A 20574-nucleotide genomic window follows, 5' to 3' on the forward strand; every position below is an offset into this window, starting at 1 on the left:
GCCGGTCCGGATCGCCTCCGTATGGTCGACGAGGCGCGGGGAAGAATCTGACGGGGTGCGGATCCGCCGTCAGCGGTGGGCGAGGGGCTTCACGCGGCGATGCTCCCGGAGCGTGAACTGCGGGCGTTGATCGATCTTCGTGGCCCCGTCGAGCTCCCACCCATGCCGGGCGTAGAAGCCGTCGGCCCTGTCGTTGCCGTCGAGCACCCAGAGATACGCGCGGGTGTGGCCGGCGTCGATCATCCGCTGCTCAGCGGCGTCGAGGAGAGCGTGCCCCGCCCCCGTCGACCACGCGGCCGGGTCGGCGTAGATGCCGTAGAGCTCGGCGTCGTCCAGACCGTCAGGGTCCCGACCGGAGCCGAACGACGCCCAGCCGACGACGGTGCCGTCGCGCTCGGCGACCAGCGTCCCCAGGCTCGTGGGCAGCGGGTCGGCGAAGATGCGGCGCCACCCGTCGGCCCGCTCCGACACGGAGAGCCCGTCCAGCACCTCCTGGTCGATGAGCCCCGCGTAGGCCGCCTGCCAGGAGCGCACGTGCACCCCGGCCACGGCCTCGGCATCGTCGGCGACGGCGTCTCGGATCACCAGGGGTGTCATCCCTCCACCCTATGCGGCCCCTCGGACGGCTCCGGTCCTGTCCCCCCTCCTGTTACCCCGATCACATCTGCACGACCTCGGGGCGTGTGGGGCACCGGAACCCGGGTTTCGTCGTGCGGCTGTGGCCGGGTCGTGCACGTGGTGCGGGGAGGGGGAGGACGGGTCGACGGGTGCGCCGCGATGTGGCAGGCTGGCGGGCACTGAGTTCGCACGAGCATCGACCCCTCAGAGGTTTTCGCCGCATGTCACGACCCCTCGCAGGACCGCAGACCCTGCTCCGCACGCTCAACGGCCGCGCGATCCTGGAGCGCCTCGCCCGGAGCGGACCGCAGACCAGGGCTGAGCTCATGGCCGCAACCGGTTTGTCCCGCACAGCCGTGACTCAGGTGCTGCGGATGCTCGACGGGGCCGGGGCGGTCACCGCGGCCGGGGTCGACCGTGACACCCGCGGACCCGCGGCCGGGCGCGTCGCGCTGAACCCCGCCCTCGGCTGCGCGGCCGCCGTGCACGTCGACCACCACGCCGCCCATGTCGTCCTCGTCGACGCCACCGGCACCATCAGAGCCGAGCGGCACGGCGCCTTCCCCGCCGGTGAGGAGCGGGTCGCGCACATCGCCGCCCTCGTCGCGGCCTGCCGTCGATCCGTGAAAGGCGCGCTCCACCTCGCCGTCGTCGGGGTGCCAGGCATCGTCGCCGCCGACGGCGCGATCCGCGACGATCAGGGGCCGGACGGCGGAGCCTTCCGCTCGGCTCTCGCGGCCGTTCTCGACTGCCCGGTGCGCGTCGAGAACGACGTCAACCTCGCCGCTCTCGCCGAGTCGACCACCGGCGTCGGCGTCGATCTCGCGAGCTTCGCGCTGCTGCTGCTCGACGACGACCTCGGGGCCGGCATCGTGATCGACGGGGCGCTGCACCGCGGGTTCTCCGGCGTGGCAGGCGAGGTCATGTACATCCCGCAGACGCCGGTGCCCATCGGCGCCCCGGTCGCGGGCGCCGCGGTGGTGCGCGACCTCGCCCTCGGCCTCGGGTTGGATGTCGATGCGCCGCTCCTCGCCCACCTGGAGGCGGCGCGGCACGGGGACGAGGCGGCGCAGGCTCTTGTCGCCGAGATCGGACGACGGCTCTTCCTCGCGGCGGGAAGCGTCGCCCTCGTGCTCGATCCCGAGGCCTTCATCCTCGGCGGGGAGGCGGTGCACCCGGCACTCCTGGACGCGATCGAGCGGGTCGCGGACGAGTTCGCCGCGCAGCTTCCGCTCCGCTTCCTCGCCTCGGCGTTCGGTCCGGAGGCACCGCTCGTCGGAGCCGTGGGCGAGGCGGCCTCCGCGCTCCGTGCCGACGTCTTCACCCGCATCCTCACGCCCTCCCGCGCACCCGCCACCGGCCGCTGACCGACCCACAGGACACGCCATGACCGCCTCCTCCGCCCTCGCCGACCGACTCGGGCTGCCGTCCGGTGCCAGGGCGGTCATCCTCAACGCCGACGACTTCGGGATGTGCCATGCCGCGAACGCCGCGATCTCCGGACTCCTCGTCCGTGACCGCATCGACTCGGCCACGGTGATGGTGCCCTGCGCCTGGTCGCCGGAGGCGCTCGCCTTCGCGGCGTCGCATCCTGACCTCGACGTGGGCGTGCACCTCGTGCTCACGAGCGAGTGGAGCCGGTATCGGTGGCGCCCGCTCACCGGCGCCTCGACTCTCGTCGACGCCGACGGCTATTTCCCCGCCGATGTCGCGACCGTGGAGCAGCACGCGTCGGAAGAGGATGTCACCGCCGAGATCGCTGCGCAGCTGCAGGTGGCCCTCGATGCCGGCGTCGACGTGACCCACCTCGACAACCACATGGGCTCCGTCTACGGACTGCTGACCGGCCGGGACTTCCTGCGCGCCGTCTTCGAGCTCGCCGCCCGGCACGGACTCCCCTTCCGCCTGCCCCGCGAGATGGAAGGGGCGGACGCCGATCCGATGCTGCAGGCGAAGCTCACCGAGGCCGCGGCGGTGGCCGACGCGTTCGGCGTGGAGATCGTCGACCGACTGTGGACGCATCCGTTCGAGCTGCGCGGCGAGGGCACCGCCGACGAGGAGTCGTACGAGCAGGTCCGAGACGGCTTCCTCGCGGTGCTGCGCGCCGTCCCGCCCGGGGTCACCGAGATCTACCTGCATCCGATGGCCGACGGCGAGGAGCTGCGCGCGGCGGTGGACTTCGCGGCGGCCAAGCGCGGCTACGAGCTGCGGCTGCTCGACGATCCTCTCGTGCAGCGGACGATCGCCGAGGAGAGCCTGGTGCGCGTCGGCTGGCGCGCGCTGCGGGAGCTGCAGCGGGGAGACGCCCGGTGACGGCGCTCAGAGAGCGGCTGCGGGACCGCCGGCTCGACGCCGCGCCGTCCCGCGCCCAGACCATCGCCTTCGGGGCCTCGGGGTTCCCGACGCAGCTGATGACGCAGACGTTCTCGGCGTTCGTCGTGTACTTCTATGTGTCGCACCTCGCCGTCCCCGCGGGATGGGTCGCGGCGGCGATGATCGCCCACGGGATCCTCAACGCGGCGCTCAACCCGGTCGTCGGCGCGCTCTCCGATCGCATCCGGACCCCGTGGGGCCGCCGCATCCCCTGGATCGGGCTCGGCATCGTGCCGCTCGTCGTCGCGTTCGCCCTCGTCTGGATGCCGCCCGCGCTCCCGGCGGCCGGGCTCATCGTGTGGTTCCTCGTCGTCGTCGCGGTCTACGACATCGCCTTCGTCGTGGTGGTGCTGAACATCTCGGCGCTGTTCCCGGAGATCTTCCGGACCACGGAGGAACGCGCCCGCGGGAACGTGCCGCGGCAGATCTTCGCGATCCTCGGCATGGTCCTCGGCACGGCAGGGGCCCCCGCGCTCTACGACGCGATCGGCTGGCCCGGGATGGCCCTCGTGCTGTCCGGCGTCTGTCTCGTGCTGCTCGCCTGGTCTTTCCTCGGCGGGATGATCGAGCGCCGGGTGCCCGAGGCCGCCTCCGAGGCGATGCGCTGGCGGGACCAGCTCGTCTACACGTTCCGCAACCGCGCCTTCGTGCCGTATGTGCTGGGCTCCCTCTGCGTGCAGACCTCGATCGCCGTGATCCTCGCCGCCGTCCCCTTCTACGTCCGCTACTCGTTGGGGGCGGCCGAGGGCGAGGGCAGCCTCCTGCTCGGCGCCATCTTCCTCACGGCCATCCCGTCGATCGTGCTGTGGAGCGCGGTGGTCCGGCGCACCTCGCCGCGTACGGCGCTGCTGTGGAGCGTCGCGGTGTTCGGGCTGGCGGTGCTCGGCTACCTGATCCCGACCTCCGTGGGGGCGGCCGCTCTCGTCGGGATCGCGGTCGGCGTCGGCGTCGGCGGGCTGCTGCAGCTGCTCGAGGTCGTGCTCGCCCAGATCATCGACGACGACGCGCACCGCACGGGCCACCGCCGCGAGGGCGCTTACTTCGGCGTGAACGGCTTCGTCGTGCGCGGCTCCGTGGTCCTCCAGGCGATCGTCGCCGCGGCCGTGCTGACGGCGACCGGGTTCGACGCGGACCTCGGTGACGCCCAGCCGGAGGCCGTCGACGGCGGCATCCGGCTCATGCTGGCGGTCATCCCGCTGGCGTTCACCGCCGTCGGGTGGCTGTGCTTCTGGCTCTACCCGCTCCGCACGCGCGACGTCTGAGGTCAGCCGGCGGCGCGGCGGGCCTCCCAGCCCGTGCGCACCATCTCGTCGACCGTGTAGCGCATCGTCCAGTCGAGGTCGCGCGCCGCGAGTTCGCCGGTCGCCACGATCCGATCCGGGTCGCCGGGGCGCCGAGGGCCGATCTCCGGGAGGAAGTCGATGCCGGTGACGCGGGCGACCGCATCCATGATCTGCTTCACGCTGAGGCCGTCGCCGGAGCCGAGGTTGTACGCCGGCTCGATCGCCGCGCCCGAGGCCAGCCGCTGTGCCGCGGCGACGTGGGCGGCGGCGATGTCGCCCACGTGCACGTAGTCGCGGACGTTCGTACCGTCCGGGGTGTCGTAGTCGTCACCGAAGATCTTCGGGGTGCGCCCCTCGATCAGCGCCTCGAAGACGATGGGGAAGAGGTTGTGCGGGCTGACGTCGTAGACCGTCGGATCGGCCGAGCCGACGACGTTGAAGTACCGCAGCGAGGTGTGGCGCAGCGGGCGGTCGGAGGCGGCGGTGGCGATCGCCTGATCGCGGAGCAGCCATTCGCCGATGAGCTTGGACTCGCCGTACGGGCTCGCGGGCCGCTTGGCGGTGTCCTCGACGACGAGCGACACGTCCGGCGTGCCGAACACGGCCGCCGAAGAGGAGAAGACGATGTTCGCGACGCCCGCCGCCGCCATCGCCTCGAGGATGATCCGCGTCCCCTCGACGTTCTGGGCGTAGGTGTGCAGCGGGCGCTGGACCGAGACGCCGGCGTACTTGTAGCCCGCGACGTGGATCACGCCCTCCACCTCGTGCGTGCGCAGGGTCTCCTCGACGAGGGCGCGGTCGAGGATGCTGCCCCGCACGAACGGCACGCCCTCCGGCACGAAGGAGGCCACGCCGCTGGAGAGGTCGTCCAGGACGACGGGGGAGAGGTCGGCTTCCGCCAGGGCGCGGACGACGTGGGCACCGATGTAGCCGGCGCCGCCGGTGACGATCCAGGACATGCGTTCCTCTCCTGCCGCAGCGGTGGCGGCTCGACCCTTCATTGTGTCAGGCGTCGCGGCGCGGACCTGCGGACGGGCTGACCTCGAACAGGTGCGGGGCGACGAAGCCCTCGGCGGCGAACCGGCCCCGCACGGCGTCGGCGAGATGGGGCACGGCGTCGCGGTCGACGAGCGCGATCGCGGCACCGCCGAACCCGCCGCCCGTCATGCGCGCGCCCACCGCCCCTGAGGTGAGGGCCGTCTCCACGGCGGCGTCGAGCTCGGGCGTGGAGATCTCGAAGTCGTCGCGCATCGACGCGTGGGAGGCGACGAGGAGGTCGCCGATGCCGCGTGCGCCCGCGGTGCGCAGCGTCGCGACGGTGTCCCACACGCGCTGGTTCTCCGTGACGATGTGGCGCACGCGGCGGAAGGTCACGTCGTCCATCAGGCTCGAGGCACGGGCGAGGTCGGCCACGGCGACGTCGCGCAGCGCGGGCACTCCGAGGATCGCGGCTCCGCGTTCGCATGCGGCGCGGCGTTCCCGGTAGCCGCCGGTGGAGTGCGCGTGCGTGACGCGGGTGTCCATCACGAGCACCGCGAGGCCGGCGTCGGCCATGCCCAGCGGCACGACGTCGGCAGCGAGGGAGCGGCAGTCGAGGAAGATCGCGGCGTCGGGCTCCCCGAGCATCGAGGCCATCTGGTCCATGATCCCGGTGGGCGCGCCGACGGCCTCGTTCTCCGCAGTGCGCCCGACGCGGGCCAGCGCGACGGCATCGAGACCGGTGTCCCAGAGCTCGTTCAGCGCGGTGGCCGTCGCGCCCTCGATCGCGGCGGACGACGAGAGCCCGGCCCCGACCGGGACGTCGGAGGCGATCGCGATGTCCAGTCCGAAGACCTCGGTCGCGCCGGCGGCCGCACGGAGCGCCCAGGCGACGCCGAGCGGGTACGCGGCCCACTCCGGCACCGCGGGTGACGTGCCGGCAGTGGTGGGGAAGAGGCGGTCCAGGTCGTCGAGACCGATCTCCACCGGCTCGTCGGTGAAGGTGGAGGCGACGCGGAGATGACGATCGGCGCGTCGGCCGACCGCGGCGACCGTGCGCTGCGGGATCGCGAACGGGAGCACGAAGCCGTCGTTGTAGTCGGTGTGCTCGCCGATGAGGTTCACGCGTCCCGGCGCCGACCAGACGCCGTCCGGGGTGCGCCCGGTGAGGGTGGTGAAGAGCTCGGCGGCGGCGTCGTGTGCGGAGGTCATGCGGAGGCTTCCTGGTCGGCGCGGGCGAGGGCTTCGCGGAGCCGGGCGGCACCCTGCTCGGGCGCGACCTCGGCGGCCCACGCCCACATCGCGGCCTCGGAACCCGCGAGGAACTTGAGCTTGTCGGCAGCGCGCCGCGGGCTCGTGAGCTGCAGGTGCAGGCGCACGGTGTCGCGGCCGACGTGGACCGGAGCCTGATGCCAGGCGGCGATGTACGGCGTCGGGCTGTCATAGAGAGCGTCCACTCCGCGAAGGAGGCGGAGGTAGAGCGGGGCGAGCTCGTCACGTTCGGCCGTCGTCGTCTCCGCGAGGTCCGGCACGTGCCGATGCGGCATGAGGTGGACCTCGAGCGGCCACCGCGCCGCGAACGGCACGAACGCCGTCCAGTGTTCACCACGGAACACCACCCGCTCGGATGCCTGTTCCTCCGCGAGGATCCGCGCGAAGAGGTCGGGGGCGGTGCGCTCGACGGCGTCCAGTGTCCGGGCGGTGCGCGGGGTCACGTAGGGGTACGCGTAGATCTGGCCGTGCGGGTGCGGGAGCGTCACGCCGATCGCCTCACCGCGGTTCTCGAACGGGAAGACCTGCTGGATGCCGGGGAGCGCGGACAGGGCGGCCGTGCGGTCGGCCCAGGCCTCGATCACGGTGCGCGCGCGCGTCACGGTCTGGGTGCCGAAGGAGCCGGAATGCTCGGGGCTGAAGCACACGACCTCGCAGCGGCCGACGGCGGTGCGGGCGCGCCCGAGTCCGAGAGCGGCGAGGTCGTCGAGGCCGCGCGGGGCGTTCGTCGCCCCGGGGGCGGCGCCGACGGGCTCGGCGAGAGCGGGGCCGAACGCGGGGGAGCGGTTCTCGAACACCGCCACGTCGTATCGAGACGGCACCTCGGACGGGTTCCCCGGTGTCTGCGGCGCGAGCGGGTCGGCGTCGGCTCCCGGCATCATGACCCGGTTCTGGCGGTTGGCGGCGACGGTGATCCAGTCGCCCGTGAGGACGTCGAGCCGCATGGTCGCCGTCTCCGGTCGCGGGGCCAGCGTGCGGGCGTCGACCGACCGCTCGGCACCGAGGGCGGTGTCCGGATCGTCGTAGTAGAAGAGGTCGCGGCCGTCCGCGAGAGTGGTCGCGCGCTTGACGACACCGGCGCCGAGACGCTCCGTGCGTACCTCAGGAGATTCGGGCGTGTTCACGTCAACATGGTAGGTCGGGCCGCGTGCTAACGTCAACACGACGGAGTTGTGAACGGAGGATCCCGTGTCCAGGAAGCCCCCGACGGGAGAGTCCGCCCGCGTGTCCATGGCGACCGTCGCGGCCCGAGCCGGCGTCTCCGGGCAGACGGTCTCCCGCGTGGTCAACGGCAGTCCGCGTGTGGACCCACGGACGCGGGCGCGGGTCGAGGCTGCGATGACCGAACTGGGGTACCGGCCGCATCGGGCGGCGCGGGCCCTGCGCACCGGCCGCAGCCACACGCTCGGTCTCGTCGTGACCACGCTGGCGACGGTCGGCAACTCCCGGATGCTGCAGGCCACGGCCGAGGCGGCGGCCGAGCGGGGCTACGCGCTCACCGTCGTCACCGCCGCCGGCGGCCTCGACGACGCCTTCACCCGCCTCACCGATCAGGGCGTGGACGGGGCCCTGGTGCTGAACGAGGCCTCCGCGCTCGTCCCCGCTGCGACCCTGCCGCCGGAACTGCAGCTCGTCGTCGTGGATGCGCCGGCGGCATCCGGAGCGACGGTGGTGCACAGCGATCATGCCGCGGGAGCGGAGGTGGCCACCCGCCACCTGCTCACCCTGGGGCACGCGACGGTTCACCACCTCGCGGGCCCTGCGGACTCTTTCGCGGCCGCCGAACGCGAGCGCGGCTGGCGGGAGGCCCTGACGGCGGCCGGCCTCACCGTGCCGGCGGTCGCGCGCGGCGACTGGAGCGCGGAGTCGGGCTTCGCCGCGGCGGCGGCCCTGCGCGAGGCGACCGCGGTGTTCTGCGCGAACGACCAGATGGCGCTCGGACTGCTGCGGGCGGTGGCCGAGTCCGGGCGCACGGTCCCCGACGACGTCAGCGTGGTCGGCTTCGACGATGTCCCTGAGGCGGCGAACTTCCTCCCGCCGCTCACCACCATCCGGCAGGACTTCGCGGCGCTCGCGCAGCAGGCGGTCACGGCGCTCATCGCGGCCGTGGAGGGTGAGGGGACGGCGAGCGAGCCCACCGCGTCCGTGGTGCCGACCGAGCTGGTGGAGCGGGCGAGCGCGACGCGACGCTGAGGTCACACCGGCGGGAGGAACTCCTCGGGGTGGACGCGGGTCGTGACGCCGTCCGGCCAGGACACGTCGCCTTCCTCGTCCTGCAGAGTGATCCGCGGCACCCCCGTCGAGTTCCCCAGGAGCACGCCGACGGCCATCCAGGCGTTCGGGCGTATCACGGCCGAGAGCCAGGGGGTGGCGGTCTGCCGGCCGAGCGGCGTCACGTCCCGCTCCCGTCGGACACCCGTGGTCGCGCCGTCGAGTCCGAGAAGCCCGATGAGCCGGCTCTGTGTACCGCCGCCGAGGGCGAGGGCGGTGGTGACGGCCGCGGGGCCGGTCTCGGCGACCTCCGGGGCGGACAGCGCCCAGCCGCCGATGCGCACGATGTCGCCGTCGCGGATCGCCCCGTCCGTCCCCGCGCCCGGACGGACCCGCACGAGCCGCACCTCCCACGGTCCGCGCAGGACCGACACCACGTCGACCACCGGCCCGACCATGGGCCCGGCGGCCGTACCACCGCCACCGACGTCGAACTCCGCGAGGTAGCCATCGTGCCAGTGAGCGGGACCGGAGGAGCCTCCGAACGCCGTGCCGTCGACCTCCTGCAGCACTCCCGTCGTGAAGCCGGACCGGTGGCTCGCTCGGCCGCCGCGCACCACGGCGACCGCGCCGTCGAGGGGATCGCGCACGCCGGGGCCGGCGAGCACGGGTGCGGTCGCGGTCGAGTATCCGAGCTTGGCGTACAGCGGACCGTCCGGCTGGTACGCTCCCGGCGTCCGGTGGTCGGTGCCGTGGTTGACCACGCGCACGATGCCGTCCGTGGTGCCCGTCGCGAGCCATCCCGGGGCGAGGAAGACGCGGGCGAACGGACCACGATCGATCGGCAGGGGCTGTTCGCCGGCTGTCCAGAACGGATGGGCGGCGGGCAGCGCGAGCGGCAGGAGGCCCTTCGACGCCCAGTACGGCGAACCAGGACCGGAGTAGTCCTGGGCGAGGTGGCGCCAGGGGCCATGCCAGCCGAGCGGCAGCACTCCTGTCGCATCCGGCGCGCCCCGATCGGTGAAGTGTTGGACCTGGCCGCTCACCGCCCGCCGCAGGAGGCCGAGGTCGTGCCGGGAGGTGCCGGAGAACGCCGCCACCCCGGCCGCGGCCGCGGTGGCGAAGCGGTAGGTGAGGCTGCGGCCCTGGAGGAGCGGCCCGCCGTCGGTGCCGACGAGGTGCAGCGCATCGTCGAGGAAGGCGTCCAGCCGAATGCGATACCGGGCGATGCGATCCGCGTGGCGCGGCTCCTCGCCGACCATGTCCGCCCAGAGCAGCGGGTAGAAGGACAGTGCCCACCCTGCGTAGTGGTCGAAGGACCGGGCGGCGCCGTCCGCGCTCCAGCCGTCTTGCCGCTCGAAGCTGTCGAGCAGGGCCAGGTCGGCGGCGCGATCTGCGGTGGAGGACGGCCCGCCGACGCTCTCCAGGAACTGCTCGACGAGCACCCGGAACCAGGCCCAGTTGTTCGGTGGGTAGCTGCCGCCGACGAACGCCGCGAGATAGTCCACGGCGTGGGTGCGGGCGGCGTCGTCCAGGCGGACCCACACCGTGTCGCGCGTGAGGTGGAGGCCGAGGGCGAGCGCCGCCGCCTCGACCTTCGCCTGGTCGACCTCGTCGGGGCGCGGCCACCGTTCGGCTCCGGCCGGGTCGACACCCGCCGCGAGCCCCTTGGCGTACCGGTCGGCCAGCGACGTGGTGCCGAGGGGATCGCCGGCAATGCGGAATGCCGCGAGGAGGAACGTGCGGCTGAATCCCTCGAGCGCATCGACCGCGGAGCCGAAACCCCCGGGGGCGCCGGGGTAGCGGATGACGGCGCCCGCGGGGCTCGCGTGACGAGCGGCCCCGTCGAGGATCGTGTCGGCCACCGTCACCAGGTGGGCGCGGGTCCACCCCGTGTACGGCGAGAGCACGCGGTTCTCGGGCGGGAGAGTCAGAAGCGTCATGCGCTGTGCGCGAGATCGGTGCGGTGCACGGGGTGCCGTGGGGGGCGTCCGTCGGCCCACGCCTCCAGCTCGTCGAGGGCGGCGTCGGCCAGCCGGTGCGCCTCGGTACCGAGAGACCCGGCGAGGTGCGGAGTGACCGCGACGTTCGGCAGGCGCAGCAGGGGGTGGTCGGGGGGAAGCGGCTCCGGATCGGTGACGTCGAGGATGGCGTCGAGACGACCGGAGGCGCACTCCGCGAGCAGCGCATCGTGGTCGAGGAGAGTTCCTCGTGCGGTGTTGAGGAGGGTGGCACCATCGCGCAGGGCGGCGAGCTGCGGGGCGCCGATCATCCGCTCCGTCGACGGCAGGGCGGGCGCGTGCAGAGAGAGCACGTCGACGGCGGGGAGCAGCGCGTCGAGCCGGACAAGTCGGGCGCCCGCCGCGGCCACCGCATCGGGGTCGGCGTAGGGGTCCGCGACGAGCACCTCCAGTCCGGGGAAGGGGCGCAGGAGCTCGACGACCCGGCGCCCGATCCGCGAGAACCCGACGATGCCGACTGTGCGGTCGAGATTTCCGATGCGGCCGCCGACGCGGGGCCCGACGCGCAGGTCGTACTGCGCATCGTCCTCGCGGAGCGGGAGGAGCGCACGCTTGCCGGACAACAGGATCATCGCCAGCGTGTACTCGGCGACCGGGGCTGCGTTCGCCTCGGCCGCGGAGGTGAGCAGGATGTCCCGCTCCCAGAACGCGCCGGACACGAGGCTGCGCACGCTGCCCGCCGCATGGAACACCGCGCGCAGCCGGGGGAGCCGGTCGAGCAAGGGGGCGTCCAGAGCGGGAGCCCCCCAGCCCGTCACCAGGACCTCCACGCGGGAGAGGTGATCGTCGACGACGGGATCATCGAGGCTCGGTACGTGCAGCCGGCCGTCGGCGGCGACGAGGGCGTGCAGACGCGCGCGCCGGGGTGCGTCGAACACGAGCTCCCATGCGTCGGTGGAGAGCGCGGCGAGGGCGGAAGGGCGGTGGGGCATGATTCTCCGGAACGTCGGGTATGCGCTTGCCGAAGCGCGTGCTCCCAGTGAAGACTGTGCGTTCGAGCGCCCGCAATGCGCTCGAGCAGAAGCCATCGAGATCGAACAAGATCGAACAACGAGAGGTGTCGTGTGACCGAGGAGCCGTCGACCCCGCGTTTCGGCCTCTCCCGCCGAGAGCGCATTCTGGACGAGCTGCGCCGCACCGGTGCCGTGCGCGTCGCCGACCTCGCGAGGGAGTTCGGGGTCGCTGAGCTCACGATCCGTCGCGACATCACGACCCTTGCCGATCGCGGACTCCTGACCCGCGTGCACGGCGGGGCGGTGCTGCGAAGCGTGCTGGACACCACCGTGCCCCGCACCGTCGTCGCCGCACCGCAGTTCCGGGTCGGGATGGTCGTACCGTCGCTGAGCTACTACTGGCCCCAGGTCGTCGCCGGTGCCCGGAGCGCGGGGATCGACGCCGGGGTGCAGCTCGTCCTGCGCGGGGCGAGCTATGCCGCGGCGGATCAGCGCCGCCAGATCACGGCGCTTCTGGAGGCAGGGACCGTGCACGGGCTCATCGTGGCTCCGGAGACCGAGGGCGCAGACGGGCACGCCCTGCTCGCCTGGCTCGACGCGCTTCCGGTCCCCGTCGTGCTCGTGGAGCGACGGACCCCGGCCGCGCTCGCGCTCACCCGGATGCAGACCGTGGCGACCGATCACGCCTTCGGCGGTGCGCTTGCCGCAGGGCATCTCGCCGCGCTCGGCCACCGCCGCGTCGGGGTGCTCACGTCACCGCAGTCGCCCACCTCCGCCGGGCTGCGGCACGGCTGGTCGCGGACGGTCGCCGAGCTCGGGCTGACGGTGGACGTGGACCGGGATGCCGCGCTGGACCGGATGGAAGCACCCGCGCGGGCCGCGTTCCTCGCGGCACTGCTTCGGGAGATCCGCGACACGAGCACGACCGCGCTGCTCGTGCACTCCGACCCGCAGGCGCTCCTGCTCCAGCAGCACCTGCAGGACGAGGGGTGGCGCCTGCCGGACGACCTCTCTCTCATCGCCTACGACGATGAGGTCGCAGAGCACGGTTCCCCACCGCTGACGGCGCTGCGGCCGCCGAAGCAGCACGTCGGGCGCCGTGCGGTCGAGCTCATCCGCGACCGCCTGCGCGAGGGCCCGAACCGGCCCGCGGAGCGCGTGGAAGTGGCCCCGGCCTTGCATGTGCGGGCGAGCACGACCGCTCCGCGCTAGGTGCGGTTGCGAGGTCGTGCATCTCATGCCATGATCTCGGAAAGCGCTTACCGATACATGACCGTCAGCGCCGACAGCTTCCACCGAGAGGAAACGGATCGAGATGGCTCAGCCCCCCACCCGCGAGATCGGGATCATCATGAACGGCGTCTCCGGACGCATGGGATACCGGCAGCACCTGGTGCGGTCGATCCTCGCGATCCGCGACGAGGGCGGGATCGAGCTCCCGGACGGCACGCGCGTGACCGTGCGGCCGATCCTCGTCGGACGCAGCGAGGCCAAGCTCGCCGAACTGGCCGCGAAGCACGGCATCGAGGACTGGACGACCGACCTCGACGCCGCCCTCGCCGACCCGCGATGGGAGATCTACGCCGACTTCCTCGTCACGAAGGCCCGGGCGTCCGCGATCCGCAAGGCCATCGCCGCCGGCAAGGCGATCTACACCGAGAAGCCCACCGCCGAGTCGCTGGACGAGGCGCTGGAGCTCGCGCGGTTGGCGCGCGACGCCGGTGTGAAGACCGGCGTCGTCCACGACAAGCTCTACCTCCCGGGCCTGCAGAAGCTCAAGCGGCTCATCGACTCCGGCTTCTTCGGCCGCATCCTCTCCGTCCGCGGCGAGTTCGGCTACTGGGTGTTCGAGGGCGACTGGCAGCCCGCGCAGCGTCCGAGCTGGAACTACCGGACGGAGGACGGCGGCGGCATCATCACCGACATGTTCCCGCACTGGAACTACGTGCTGGAGAACCTCTTCGGCGAGGTGAAGAGCGTCTATGCCCAGGCCGCCGTGCACATCGCCGACCGCTGGGACGAGAAGGGCGAGCACTACACGGCCACGGCCGAGGACGCCGCGTACGGCATCTTCGAGCTCGATGGCGGGGCGATCGCCGAGATCAACTCCTCGTGGACCGTGCGGGTGAACCGCGACGAGCTCGTGGAGTTCCAGGTCGACGGCACGCACGGCTCCGCCGTCGTGGGGTTGTTCGGCGCCAAGATCCAGCCGCGCAACGCCACGCCCAAGCCCGTGTGGAACCCCGACCTGGAGGACAGCCACGACTACGACGCCGACTGGCAGCAGGTGCCGACGAACGACGTGTTCCAGAACGGCTTCCGGCAGCAGTGGGAGGAGTACCTCACCTCGTTCGTCCTCGGCACCGACTATCCGTTCGACCTGCTCGCCGGCGCGCGCGGGGTCCAGTTCGCCGAGGCCGGACTCGCGTCCAGCGCCGAGGGGCGGAAGATCGTGCTCGAGCCGCTGACCCTGGACGAGGCATGACCACGCTCCGCCTCCTCGCCGCCGACGGCCGGACCGCCGACACGGAGCTCCGCGAGGCCGACGCCGTCACGCGGCCGGACGGCCCGCTGCGCAGTCGCGTCGCGTACGCCGCCGCGCACGTCGTGCCGAAGGTCCACGCGGACAACACCCCGGGACAGCCGGCCGACATCGACTGGGACGCGACCCTCGCGTTCCGTCGCAACGTCTACTCGTGGGGACTCGGCGTGGCCGACGCGATGGACACGGCGCAGCGCAACATGGGTCTGGACGCGACGGCGGTGCGCGAGCTCATCGCCCGCAGCGCCGAGGTCGCCCGCGAGGAGGGCGGCACGGTCGTGGTCGGGGTCAACACCGACCACATCGACGAGGCGCGCATCTCGCTCGATCAGGTGATCGCCGCCTATCTCGAGCAGCTGCACTTCGCCGAGGAGCAGGGGGCGGGACCGGTGCTCATGGCCTCGCGGCACCTGGCTCGGGTCGCAGAGAGCGCCGACGACTATCGCCGCGTCTACCGCGAGGTGCTCTCCCGCGCGACGGTCCCCGTCGTGCTGCACTGGCTCGGCACCGCGTTCGATCCGGAGCTGGCGGGGTACTTCGCGCCCTCGTCGTCCGAGGGCGCTGTTCCCGCGTGGCAGGAGGCCGCCGAGGTGCTGCTCGACATCATCGGCGAGAACCGCGACGCGGTCGCCGGGGTGAAGATGAGTCTGCTCGACGCGGAGTCCGAGGTCTGGGTGCGCGAACGGCTGCCGGAGGGCGTGCGCATGTTCACCGGCGACGACTTCCACTACGTCGGCCTCATCGGCGGGGACAGCCTGACCGGGGCGGCCGCGCCCGAGGGGTCCGCATCGCGCGGCCATTCGGATGCGCTGCTCGGCGCGTTCGCCGCTCTCGCCCCTGTGGCCTCCGCCGCGATCCAGGCGCTCGACGCGGACGACCCCGATCGGTACCTCACCTTCCTGGGGCCGACGGAGGAGTTGAGTCGGCAGGTGTTCGCGGCGCCGACGTATTACTACAAGACCGGGGTCGCGTTCCTGTCCTGGCTCAACGGGCATCAGCCCGCGTTCCAGATGGTCGGGGGGCTGCACTCCGCACGGAGCCTGCCGCACCTCAGCCGCATCGTCGAGCTGGCCAACGGGGCGCTCGCCCTGGAGCGGCCGGAGCTCGCGCGGGAGCGCTGGCACGGCCTGCTCCGGCTGAACGGGGTGGACGCATGACCGCTCCCCGGAGCCTGGCGGCGGAGCGCGAGTCCCGGACAGCCGACGTCGGGATCGTGCCGCACCCGCGTCTCTCGATCAACCAGGCCACCGTGAAGCACGCGGACCTCGCGACGGCCCTGCGCGTCACGGCGGCGGCGGGAGTCGAGGCCATCGGCCTGTGGCGGGAGCCCGTGCAGGCGGTGGGACTCGATGTCGCCGCCCGCATGCTGACCGATTCCGGGCTGCGTTTCACGACGCACTGCCGCGGGGGTTTCTTCACCCTTCCGGTCGGTCCGGAGCGCGAGGCCGCGCTCGACGACAACCGCCGCGCCATCGAGGAGACGGCCGCCCTCGCGGCAGCCGGTGCGGAGGGCTCGACCGCGGTGCTGGTCCTCGTCGCCGGGGGCCTGCCTGAGGGGTCGCGCGACCTCATCGGGGCACGGGAGCGCGTCCGCGACGCCATCGGCACCCTCGCGGACGACGCTCGAGCCGCCGGAGTCACCCTCGCGATCGAGCCGCTGCATCCGATGTACGCCTCCGACCGCGCCGTGGTCTCCACCCTCGGTCAGGCGCTCGACATCGCGGCGGACTTCGACCCCGCCGTGGTCGGCGCCGCGGTGGACACGTTCCACATCTGGTGGGATCCGCAGGTCCTCGACCAGATCGCCCGCGCGGGACGCGAGGGCCGCATCGCCACGTATCAGGTCTGCGACTGGAAGACGCCCCTCGCCGCCGACCCCCTCCTCTCCCGGCACTATCCGGGGGACGGCGTGATCGACTTCAGCGCTCTCACCCGGGCCGTCCAGAACACCGGTTACGACCGCGACATCGAGGTGGAGATCTTCCACGCCGACGTCTGGGCCGACGACCCGGCCCGTGTGGTCCGCCGCACGGCCGAGGCCTTCGCGACGGCGGTCGCCCCCCACCTGTGAGCCCCGTTCCCGTCCCGGTCACGCATGCACGACCCGGTTCCGCGCGTACGACCGATCCTGGGTTCGCATCGTGCAGACGTGTCCAGGCCGTGCATCCGTGGCGGGTCCCGGTCGTCCCGTGTGGGGGCCAGCGGGCGACACCTCCACGGCTCGGGTCCGTGTGCACGGCCGGAACCGGGTTCCGATCGTGCGGGCGGAACGAGGTCGTGCGGATGGGACTCGACGACGGGGGAAACCGGAGGACTGAGAGGATGACGGGATGACGGGGATCCGTGCGGGACTGTGTTCGGTGACGTTCCGCGCCCTGCCGCCGGAGCGGATCGTCGCGCTCGCAGCCGCCGCGGGTCTCGACGTGATCGAGTGGGGCGGAGATGTGCATGTGCCGCCCGGCGACGTCGCGCGGGCGGCGGAGATCGCGCGGATGACGACGGATGCCGGGCTCGCCGTCGCCTCCTACGGGTCGTACTTCCGTGCGGGGACGGAGGAGTCGCTGACCGCGGTCCTCGACAGCGCCGCGGCCCTCGGTGCCGACCGGGTACGGGTGTGGGCGGGTGCTCACGGCTCCGCGGAGGTGTCCGAGGAGGAGCGTGCCCGCGTCGTGGCGCGGCTCCGTGCCGCGGCGATCGAGGCGGCCGCTCGGGGTATCGGGCTCGCCCTGGAGTTCCACGGAGGCACGCTCGCCGACACCGCTCCGGCCACGCGACAGGTGCTGCGCGAGGTCGACCACCCGGCACTGTCGACATACTGGCAGCCCACGGTCGGTGCCGCCGTCCCTGCGGCGCTCGACGAGTTCCGACAGCTCGGGCCCCACGTCTCCGCCGCTCACGTCTTCTCCTGGTGGCCGCGCACCGAGCGTCACCCGCTCCGCTCCCGGTCCGCGCTCTGGACCCGGTTCCTCGCGGAAGCGGCCGCCGCGCCGCACCCGCTCCGCGACGCGCTGCTGGAGTTCGTGCCCGACGACGCCCCCGAACTCCTCGCTGGTGAGGCCGCCGCCCTGCTCGGTTTTCTCGGGCGGCGGCCGTGAGCGCCCCTCGAAGCGGTTCCGGCCCCGTCGGTAGGCTCGGAGCATGACCCCGTCAGCCACACCGGCAGAGCCGCCGGCCGCGCGTCGCCCCCGTCACGCTCGGGGACCGGCGCCCACGCTGCATGACGTCGCGCTCGAGGCCGGGGTCTCGCTGGCCACCGCCTCTCGGGTGCTCAACGGTTCCGAACGCAAGGTCGCGGCGCCCTTCCGGGAACGTGTGGAGGCGGCTGCCGAGGCCCTCGGCTACACCGCCAACGTCTCCGCGCAGGCGACCGCCCGCGGACGCTCGCCGGTGATCGCGCTGCTCGTCGCGGACATCGCCGACCCGTACTTCGGCCTCATCGCCTCGGGGGTCGCGCGCGGCGCCGACGAGCAGGGTCTCGTCGTGACGGTGGCCATCACCGAACGTGACCCGTCGCGGGAGGCGCGCATCGTCCGTGCCCTGCGCGGACAGCGTCCGCAGGGCCTCATCCTCGCCGCGTCCCGCACGCAGGAGGAAGGCCAGGCGGAGACCACCCGCGAGCTCGCCGAGTTCACGCGCCTCGGGGGCCGCGTCGTGGCCTTCGGTGCGGACGGCGCCGGCGATCGCCGCGTGGAGATCGACAACCGGGCCGGGGCTGCCGCGCTCGGCCGCCGCATGGCGGAGCTCGGCTATCGCTCGGCGGTGCTCGTCGGGGCCGCGGAGGGCGTGCGGACCTCGGACGACCGCCTGGCGGGCTTCCGCGCCGGATTCGCGGAGGGCGGTGGCCAGGTCGCGCAGACCGTCCGCGGAGACTTCCGCCGGGAATCGGGGGCGGCGGCGATGACCGAAGCCCTCGCCACCGGGGTCCCCGAAGGCACCGTGGTGTTCGGCATCAGCGACGTCGTCGCGATCGGTGCGATGGCGGCCATCCGCGCAGCGGGCCGTGAGGTCGGCGCGGACATCGCGGTCTGCGGCTTCGACGACGTGCCCTCGAGCCGCGACGTGACCCCGGCGCTCACCACGGTCTGCGTCCCGTTGAGCGATGCCGGCTACCAGGCCTTCCGCGCGATCGTCGACGAGGACTGGCAGCAACCCGCGCTCCCGCTCGAGGTGGTCGTGCGTGCGAGCACGCCGGGGCTCCGGGCATGACCCGCGTCGTCATCGCTCCGGACAGTTTCAAGGGCACGATCACGGCGGCGGACGCTGCCGCGGCGCTCGCTGCCGGGTGGACCGAGGTGGAGCCGGCGGCGGAGGTCGTGCTCCGCCCGATGGCCGACGGCGGGGAGGGAACTGTCGCCGCCTTCGCCACGGCGGTGCCCGACGCGCGACGGATGCCCATCACGGTCGACGGACCGGCGGGCGTTCCCGTCGAGACCTCATGGCTGCTGCTGTCGAGCACGACGGATGCTCCCGGTGGCACGGGTGTCGTCGACATCGCCTCGACCTCGGGTATCGAGCTCCTCGATGATCTGCGTCCCTGGGACGCCGACACCACCGGCTTCGGGCAGGCGATCGCGGCGGCCCTCGATCACGGGGTCTCACGCCTGATCCTCGGCATCGGCTCCAGTGCCTCCACAGACGGAGGCACCGGCCTGCTCACCGCCCTCGGGGCACGCTTCCTCGACGCGGACGGCGATCCGGTCGCGCGGGGCGCGCGCGGTCTGGCGGACATCGTCACGGCGGATCTCGGGGCGTTGCGGACGGCACCCGATGTCCGCGTGCTGACCGATGTCACGAACCCGCTCACCGGGCCGCGCGGCGCGGCGGCCGTGTTCGGTCCGCAGAAGGGTCTCACGGCGCCGGAGGACATCGCCCGCGTCGACGACGCGCTCGCACATCTCGCCGCCCTCTTGCCCGTCGACCCGGAGCAGCCCGGCGCGGGTGCCGCCGGCGGGACGGGAGCAGCGCTCGTCCGCTGGGGCGGGGGCCTCGCTCCGGGGGCGGCCGAGGTGGCCGCGCTCATCGACCTCGCGGGGGCCGTCCGGGGCGCCGACGTCGTGATCACAGGCGAGGGGTCCTACGACGGACAGTCGGGTGACGGGAAGGTGCCGTCGTTCCTTGCGGCGCTCGCCGTCGAGGCGGGGGTGCAGCCCCTGCTCGCGGCCGGCCGGATCACGGACGACGCCGACACCGGCCTGTTCGCCGAGGCCCTGTCGCTGACCGTGCTGGCAGGGTCGCCGACGGCCGCGCTGTCGGACCCCGCCCGATGGTTGCGGGTGGCTGGCGCGGAGCTGGCCCGGGCACGGTGATCGGTCCAGAAGCCGCGCGTCGGTCGCCGATCGCGGCGCGGGCACGCCCATGCGTTGACACGGCAGAACGGTCGGCATAGACTCGCAGCACCGCTCGGGAATGCGCTTTCCCGAATCCTTCACGAAGATGTCGAGGACCCCATGTCGTCTGCCCCCTCCGCGACCATGACCCTGGCGATCGCCGCCGACCGCCCCGAGCCTCCCGGCATCGTCCGCTGGTGGAGCCGCCACTGGCACCCGCTCGTCTTCGTGCTCGCGGTGCTCGCCCTCTGGTGGGTCTCGACGAGCCTCGGGTGGGTCCCGGCCTTCATCATCCCTTCGCCCGCCGACACGTGGGCCGCCTTCACCGACAACGCCGCCTACCTGGCGCAGAACACGTGGGTCACCACCTACGAGACCGTGATCGGGTTCGTCATCGCGGTCGTCGTCGGCGTCCTCGTCGCCGTGCTCATGGTGTACTCGCGGGGCCTCGAGCAGACGCTCTACCCCGTCATCCTCTTCGCCCAGGTCATCCCGAAGATCGCGATCGCGCCGCTGTTCGTCGTGTGGCTCGGGTTCGGCGCGGAGCCGAAGATCCTCGTGGCCGTGCTCATGGCGTTCTTCCCGGTCGTCATCTCGGGCCTCGCGGGCCTGCGCACCGTCGACCCGGAGATCCTCCAGCTCGCGTCGACGATGGGCGCGAGCCGCTTCAAGACGTTCCTCAAGGTGCGGCTGCCCGCGGCGCTGCCCGAGCTCCTCTCCGGCCTCAAGGTCGCCGCGACGCTCGCGGTCACCGGTGCCGTCGTCGGCGAGTTCGTCGGCGCGAACGAGGGCCTCGGTTACGTGATCCTCCAGGCCAACGGCAACCTCGATACCGCCATGCTCTTCGCCGCGCTCATCATCATGTCGCTGCTCGGCGTCATCCTCTTCGGGATCATCCAGATCGCCGAGCGCTTCCTCATCCCGTGGCACGCCTCGAAACGCGACGTCGCCGCCGCCACCGTCCGACTCTGAACCCCCTCGTCCCCCACGAAAGAA

The 20574-nt window shown here is 72.9% G+C and carries 18 protein-coding genes; 12 read left to right on the forward strand and 6 right to left on the reverse strand.

The genetic code is table 11. The features are described from left to right. Positions 1-69 precede the first annotated feature (69 nt). On the reverse strand, positions 70-597 hold the full coding sequence (locus CYL12_RS14655) for a GNAT family N-acetyltransferase (RefSeq protein ID WP_101848234.1): 528 nt from the start codon (positions 595-597) through the stop codon (positions 70-72). 242 nt (positions 598-839) lie between these two features. On the opposite strand from CYL12_RS14655, the gene CYL12_RS14660 reads away from it, so the two are divergent. From CYL12_RS14660 to CYL12_RS14670, 3 genes are read left to right on the forward strand one after another with little or no spacing between them, the layout of a single operon-like run. Beyond that, positions 840-1985 carry an ROK family transcriptional regulator gene (locus CYL12_RS14660; protein WP_101848235.1) on the forward strand — a complete coding sequence of 382 codons (1146 nt, stop codon included), beginning with the start codon at positions 840-842 and terminating at the stop codon, positions 1983-1985. 19 nt (positions 1986-2004) lie between these two features. Continuing rightward, on the forward strand, positions 2005-2931 hold the full coding sequence (locus CYL12_RS14665; protein WP_101848236.1) for a polysaccharide deacetylase family protein: 927 nt from the start codon (positions 2005-2007) through the stop codon (positions 2929-2931). Then, positions 2928-4253, forward strand: coding sequence for an MFS transporter (locus CYL12_RS14670; RefSeq protein ID WP_101848237.1), 1326 nt, complete (start codon positions 2928-2930; stop codon positions 4251-4253). The genes CYL12_RS14665 and CYL12_RS14670 overlap by 4 nt, the downstream gene beginning before the upstream one ends. Positions 4254-4255: 2 nt before the next feature. Here CYL12_RS14670 and galE read toward each other — a convergent pair whose 3' ends face one another. The 3 genes from galE to galT are packed head-to-tail and all read right to left on the reverse strand — an operon-like array spanning position 4256 to position 7648. Further along, a complete protein-coding gene (gene galE / locus CYL12_RS14675) occupies positions 4256-5233 on the reverse strand; it encodes a UDP-glucose 4-epimerase GalE (protein WP_101848238.1) in 978 nt (325 codons plus the stop codon). Positions 5234-5279: 46 nt separating this feature from the next. Further along, positions 5280-6464, reverse strand: a complete 1185-nt coding sequence (gene galK, locus CYL12_RS14680) for a galactokinase (RefSeq protein WP_101848239.1) — start codon at positions 6462-6464, stop codon at positions 5280-5282. After that, positions 6461-7648 (reverse strand): galactose-1-phosphate uridylyltransferase, encoded by a 1188-nt coding sequence (gene galT, locus CYL12_RS14685; RefSeq protein WP_101848836.1) that lies wholly within the window; start codon positions 7646-7648, stop codon positions 6461-6463. Before galT ends, galK begins: the two co-directional genes overlap by 4 nt. A gap of 106 nt (positions 7649-7754) precedes the next feature. On the opposite strand from galT, the gene CYL12_RS14690 reads away from it, so the two are divergent. Next, positions 7755-8717, forward strand: coding sequence for a LacI family DNA-binding transcriptional regulator (locus tag CYL12_RS14690; protein ID WP_101848240.1), 963 nt, complete (start codon positions 7755-7757; stop codon positions 8715-8717). Between the two features lie 2 nt (positions 8718-8719). On the opposite strand, the gene CYL12_RS14695 is transcribed toward CYL12_RS14690, so the two are convergent. Both CYL12_RS14695 and CYL12_RS14700 read right to left on the reverse strand, forming a co-directional pair. Further along, entirely contained in the window at positions 8720-10678 is a 1959-nt protein-coding gene (locus CYL12_RS14695) for a DUF2264 domain-containing protein (RefSeq protein ID WP_101848241.1), read from the reverse strand. Further along, positions 10675-11688, reverse strand: coding sequence for a hydroxyacid dehydrogenase (locus CYL12_RS14700; protein WP_101848242.1), 1014 nt, complete (start codon positions 11686-11688; stop codon positions 10675-10677). The genes CYL12_RS14695 and CYL12_RS14700 overlap by 4 nt, the downstream gene beginning before the upstream one ends. A 132-nt stretch (positions 11689-11820) precedes the next feature. Between CYL12_RS14700 and CYL12_RS14705 the strand changes: the two genes are divergently transcribed. The 8 genes from CYL12_RS14705 (at position 11821) to CYL12_RS14740 (ending at position 20550) form a co-directional block, all read left to right on the forward strand. After that, positions 11821-12921 carry a substrate-binding domain-containing protein gene (locus CYL12_RS14705; RefSeq protein WP_199399142.1) on the forward strand — a complete coding sequence of 367 codons (1101 nt, stop codon included), beginning with the start codon at positions 11821-11823 and terminating at the stop codon, positions 12919-12921. Positions 12922-13024: 103 nt separating this feature from the next. After that, entirely contained in the window at positions 13025-14194 is a 1170-nt protein-coding gene (locus CYL12_RS14710) for a Gfo/Idh/MocA family protein (protein ID WP_101848244.1), read from the forward strand. Next, entirely contained in the window at positions 14191-15408 is a 1218-nt protein-coding gene (locus tag CYL12_RS14715) for a DUF993 family protein (protein WP_101848245.1), read from the forward strand. Before CYL12_RS14710 ends, CYL12_RS14715 begins: the two co-directional genes overlap by 4 nt. Beyond that, the gene (locus CYL12_RS14720) at positions 15405-16322 is read left to right on the forward strand and encodes a sugar phosphate isomerase/epimerase family protein (RefSeq protein ID WP_101848246.1); all 918 of its coding nucleotides are present in this window, start codon (positions 15405-15407) and stop codon (positions 16320-16322) included. Before CYL12_RS14715 ends, CYL12_RS14720 begins: the two co-directional genes overlap by 4 nt. Before the next feature lie 259 nt (positions 16323-16581). Beyond that, complete coding sequence (locus CYL12_RS14725; protein WP_101848247.1) at positions 16582-17346, forward strand: sugar phosphate isomerase/epimerase family protein; 765 nt, start codon at positions 16582-16584, stop codon at positions 17344-17346. Positions 17347-17389: 43 nt separating this feature from the next. Further along, positions 17390-18457: a LacI family DNA-binding transcriptional regulator gene (locus CYL12_RS14730; RefSeq protein WP_101848248.1), complete on the forward strand. Its 1068-nt coding sequence runs from the start codon at positions 17390-17392 to the stop codon at positions 18455-18457. Further along, entirely contained in the window at positions 18454-19557 is a 1104-nt protein-coding gene (locus CYL12_RS14735) for a glycerate kinase (RefSeq protein WP_101848249.1), read from the forward strand. Before CYL12_RS14730 ends, CYL12_RS14735 begins: the two co-directional genes overlap by 4 nt. A 141-nt stretch (positions 19558-19698) precedes the next feature. Continuing rightward, a complete protein-coding gene (locus tag CYL12_RS14740) occupies positions 19699-20550 on the forward strand; it encodes an ABC transporter permease (protein WP_085605959.1) in 852 nt (283 codons plus the stop codon). Positions 20551-20574: the final 24 nt, after the last annotated feature.

Source organism: Zhihengliuella sp. ISTPL4 (assembly GCF_002848265.1).
Classification (GTDB): domain Bacteria; phylum Actinomycetota; class Actinomycetes; order Actinomycetales; family Microbacteriaceae; genus Microbacterium.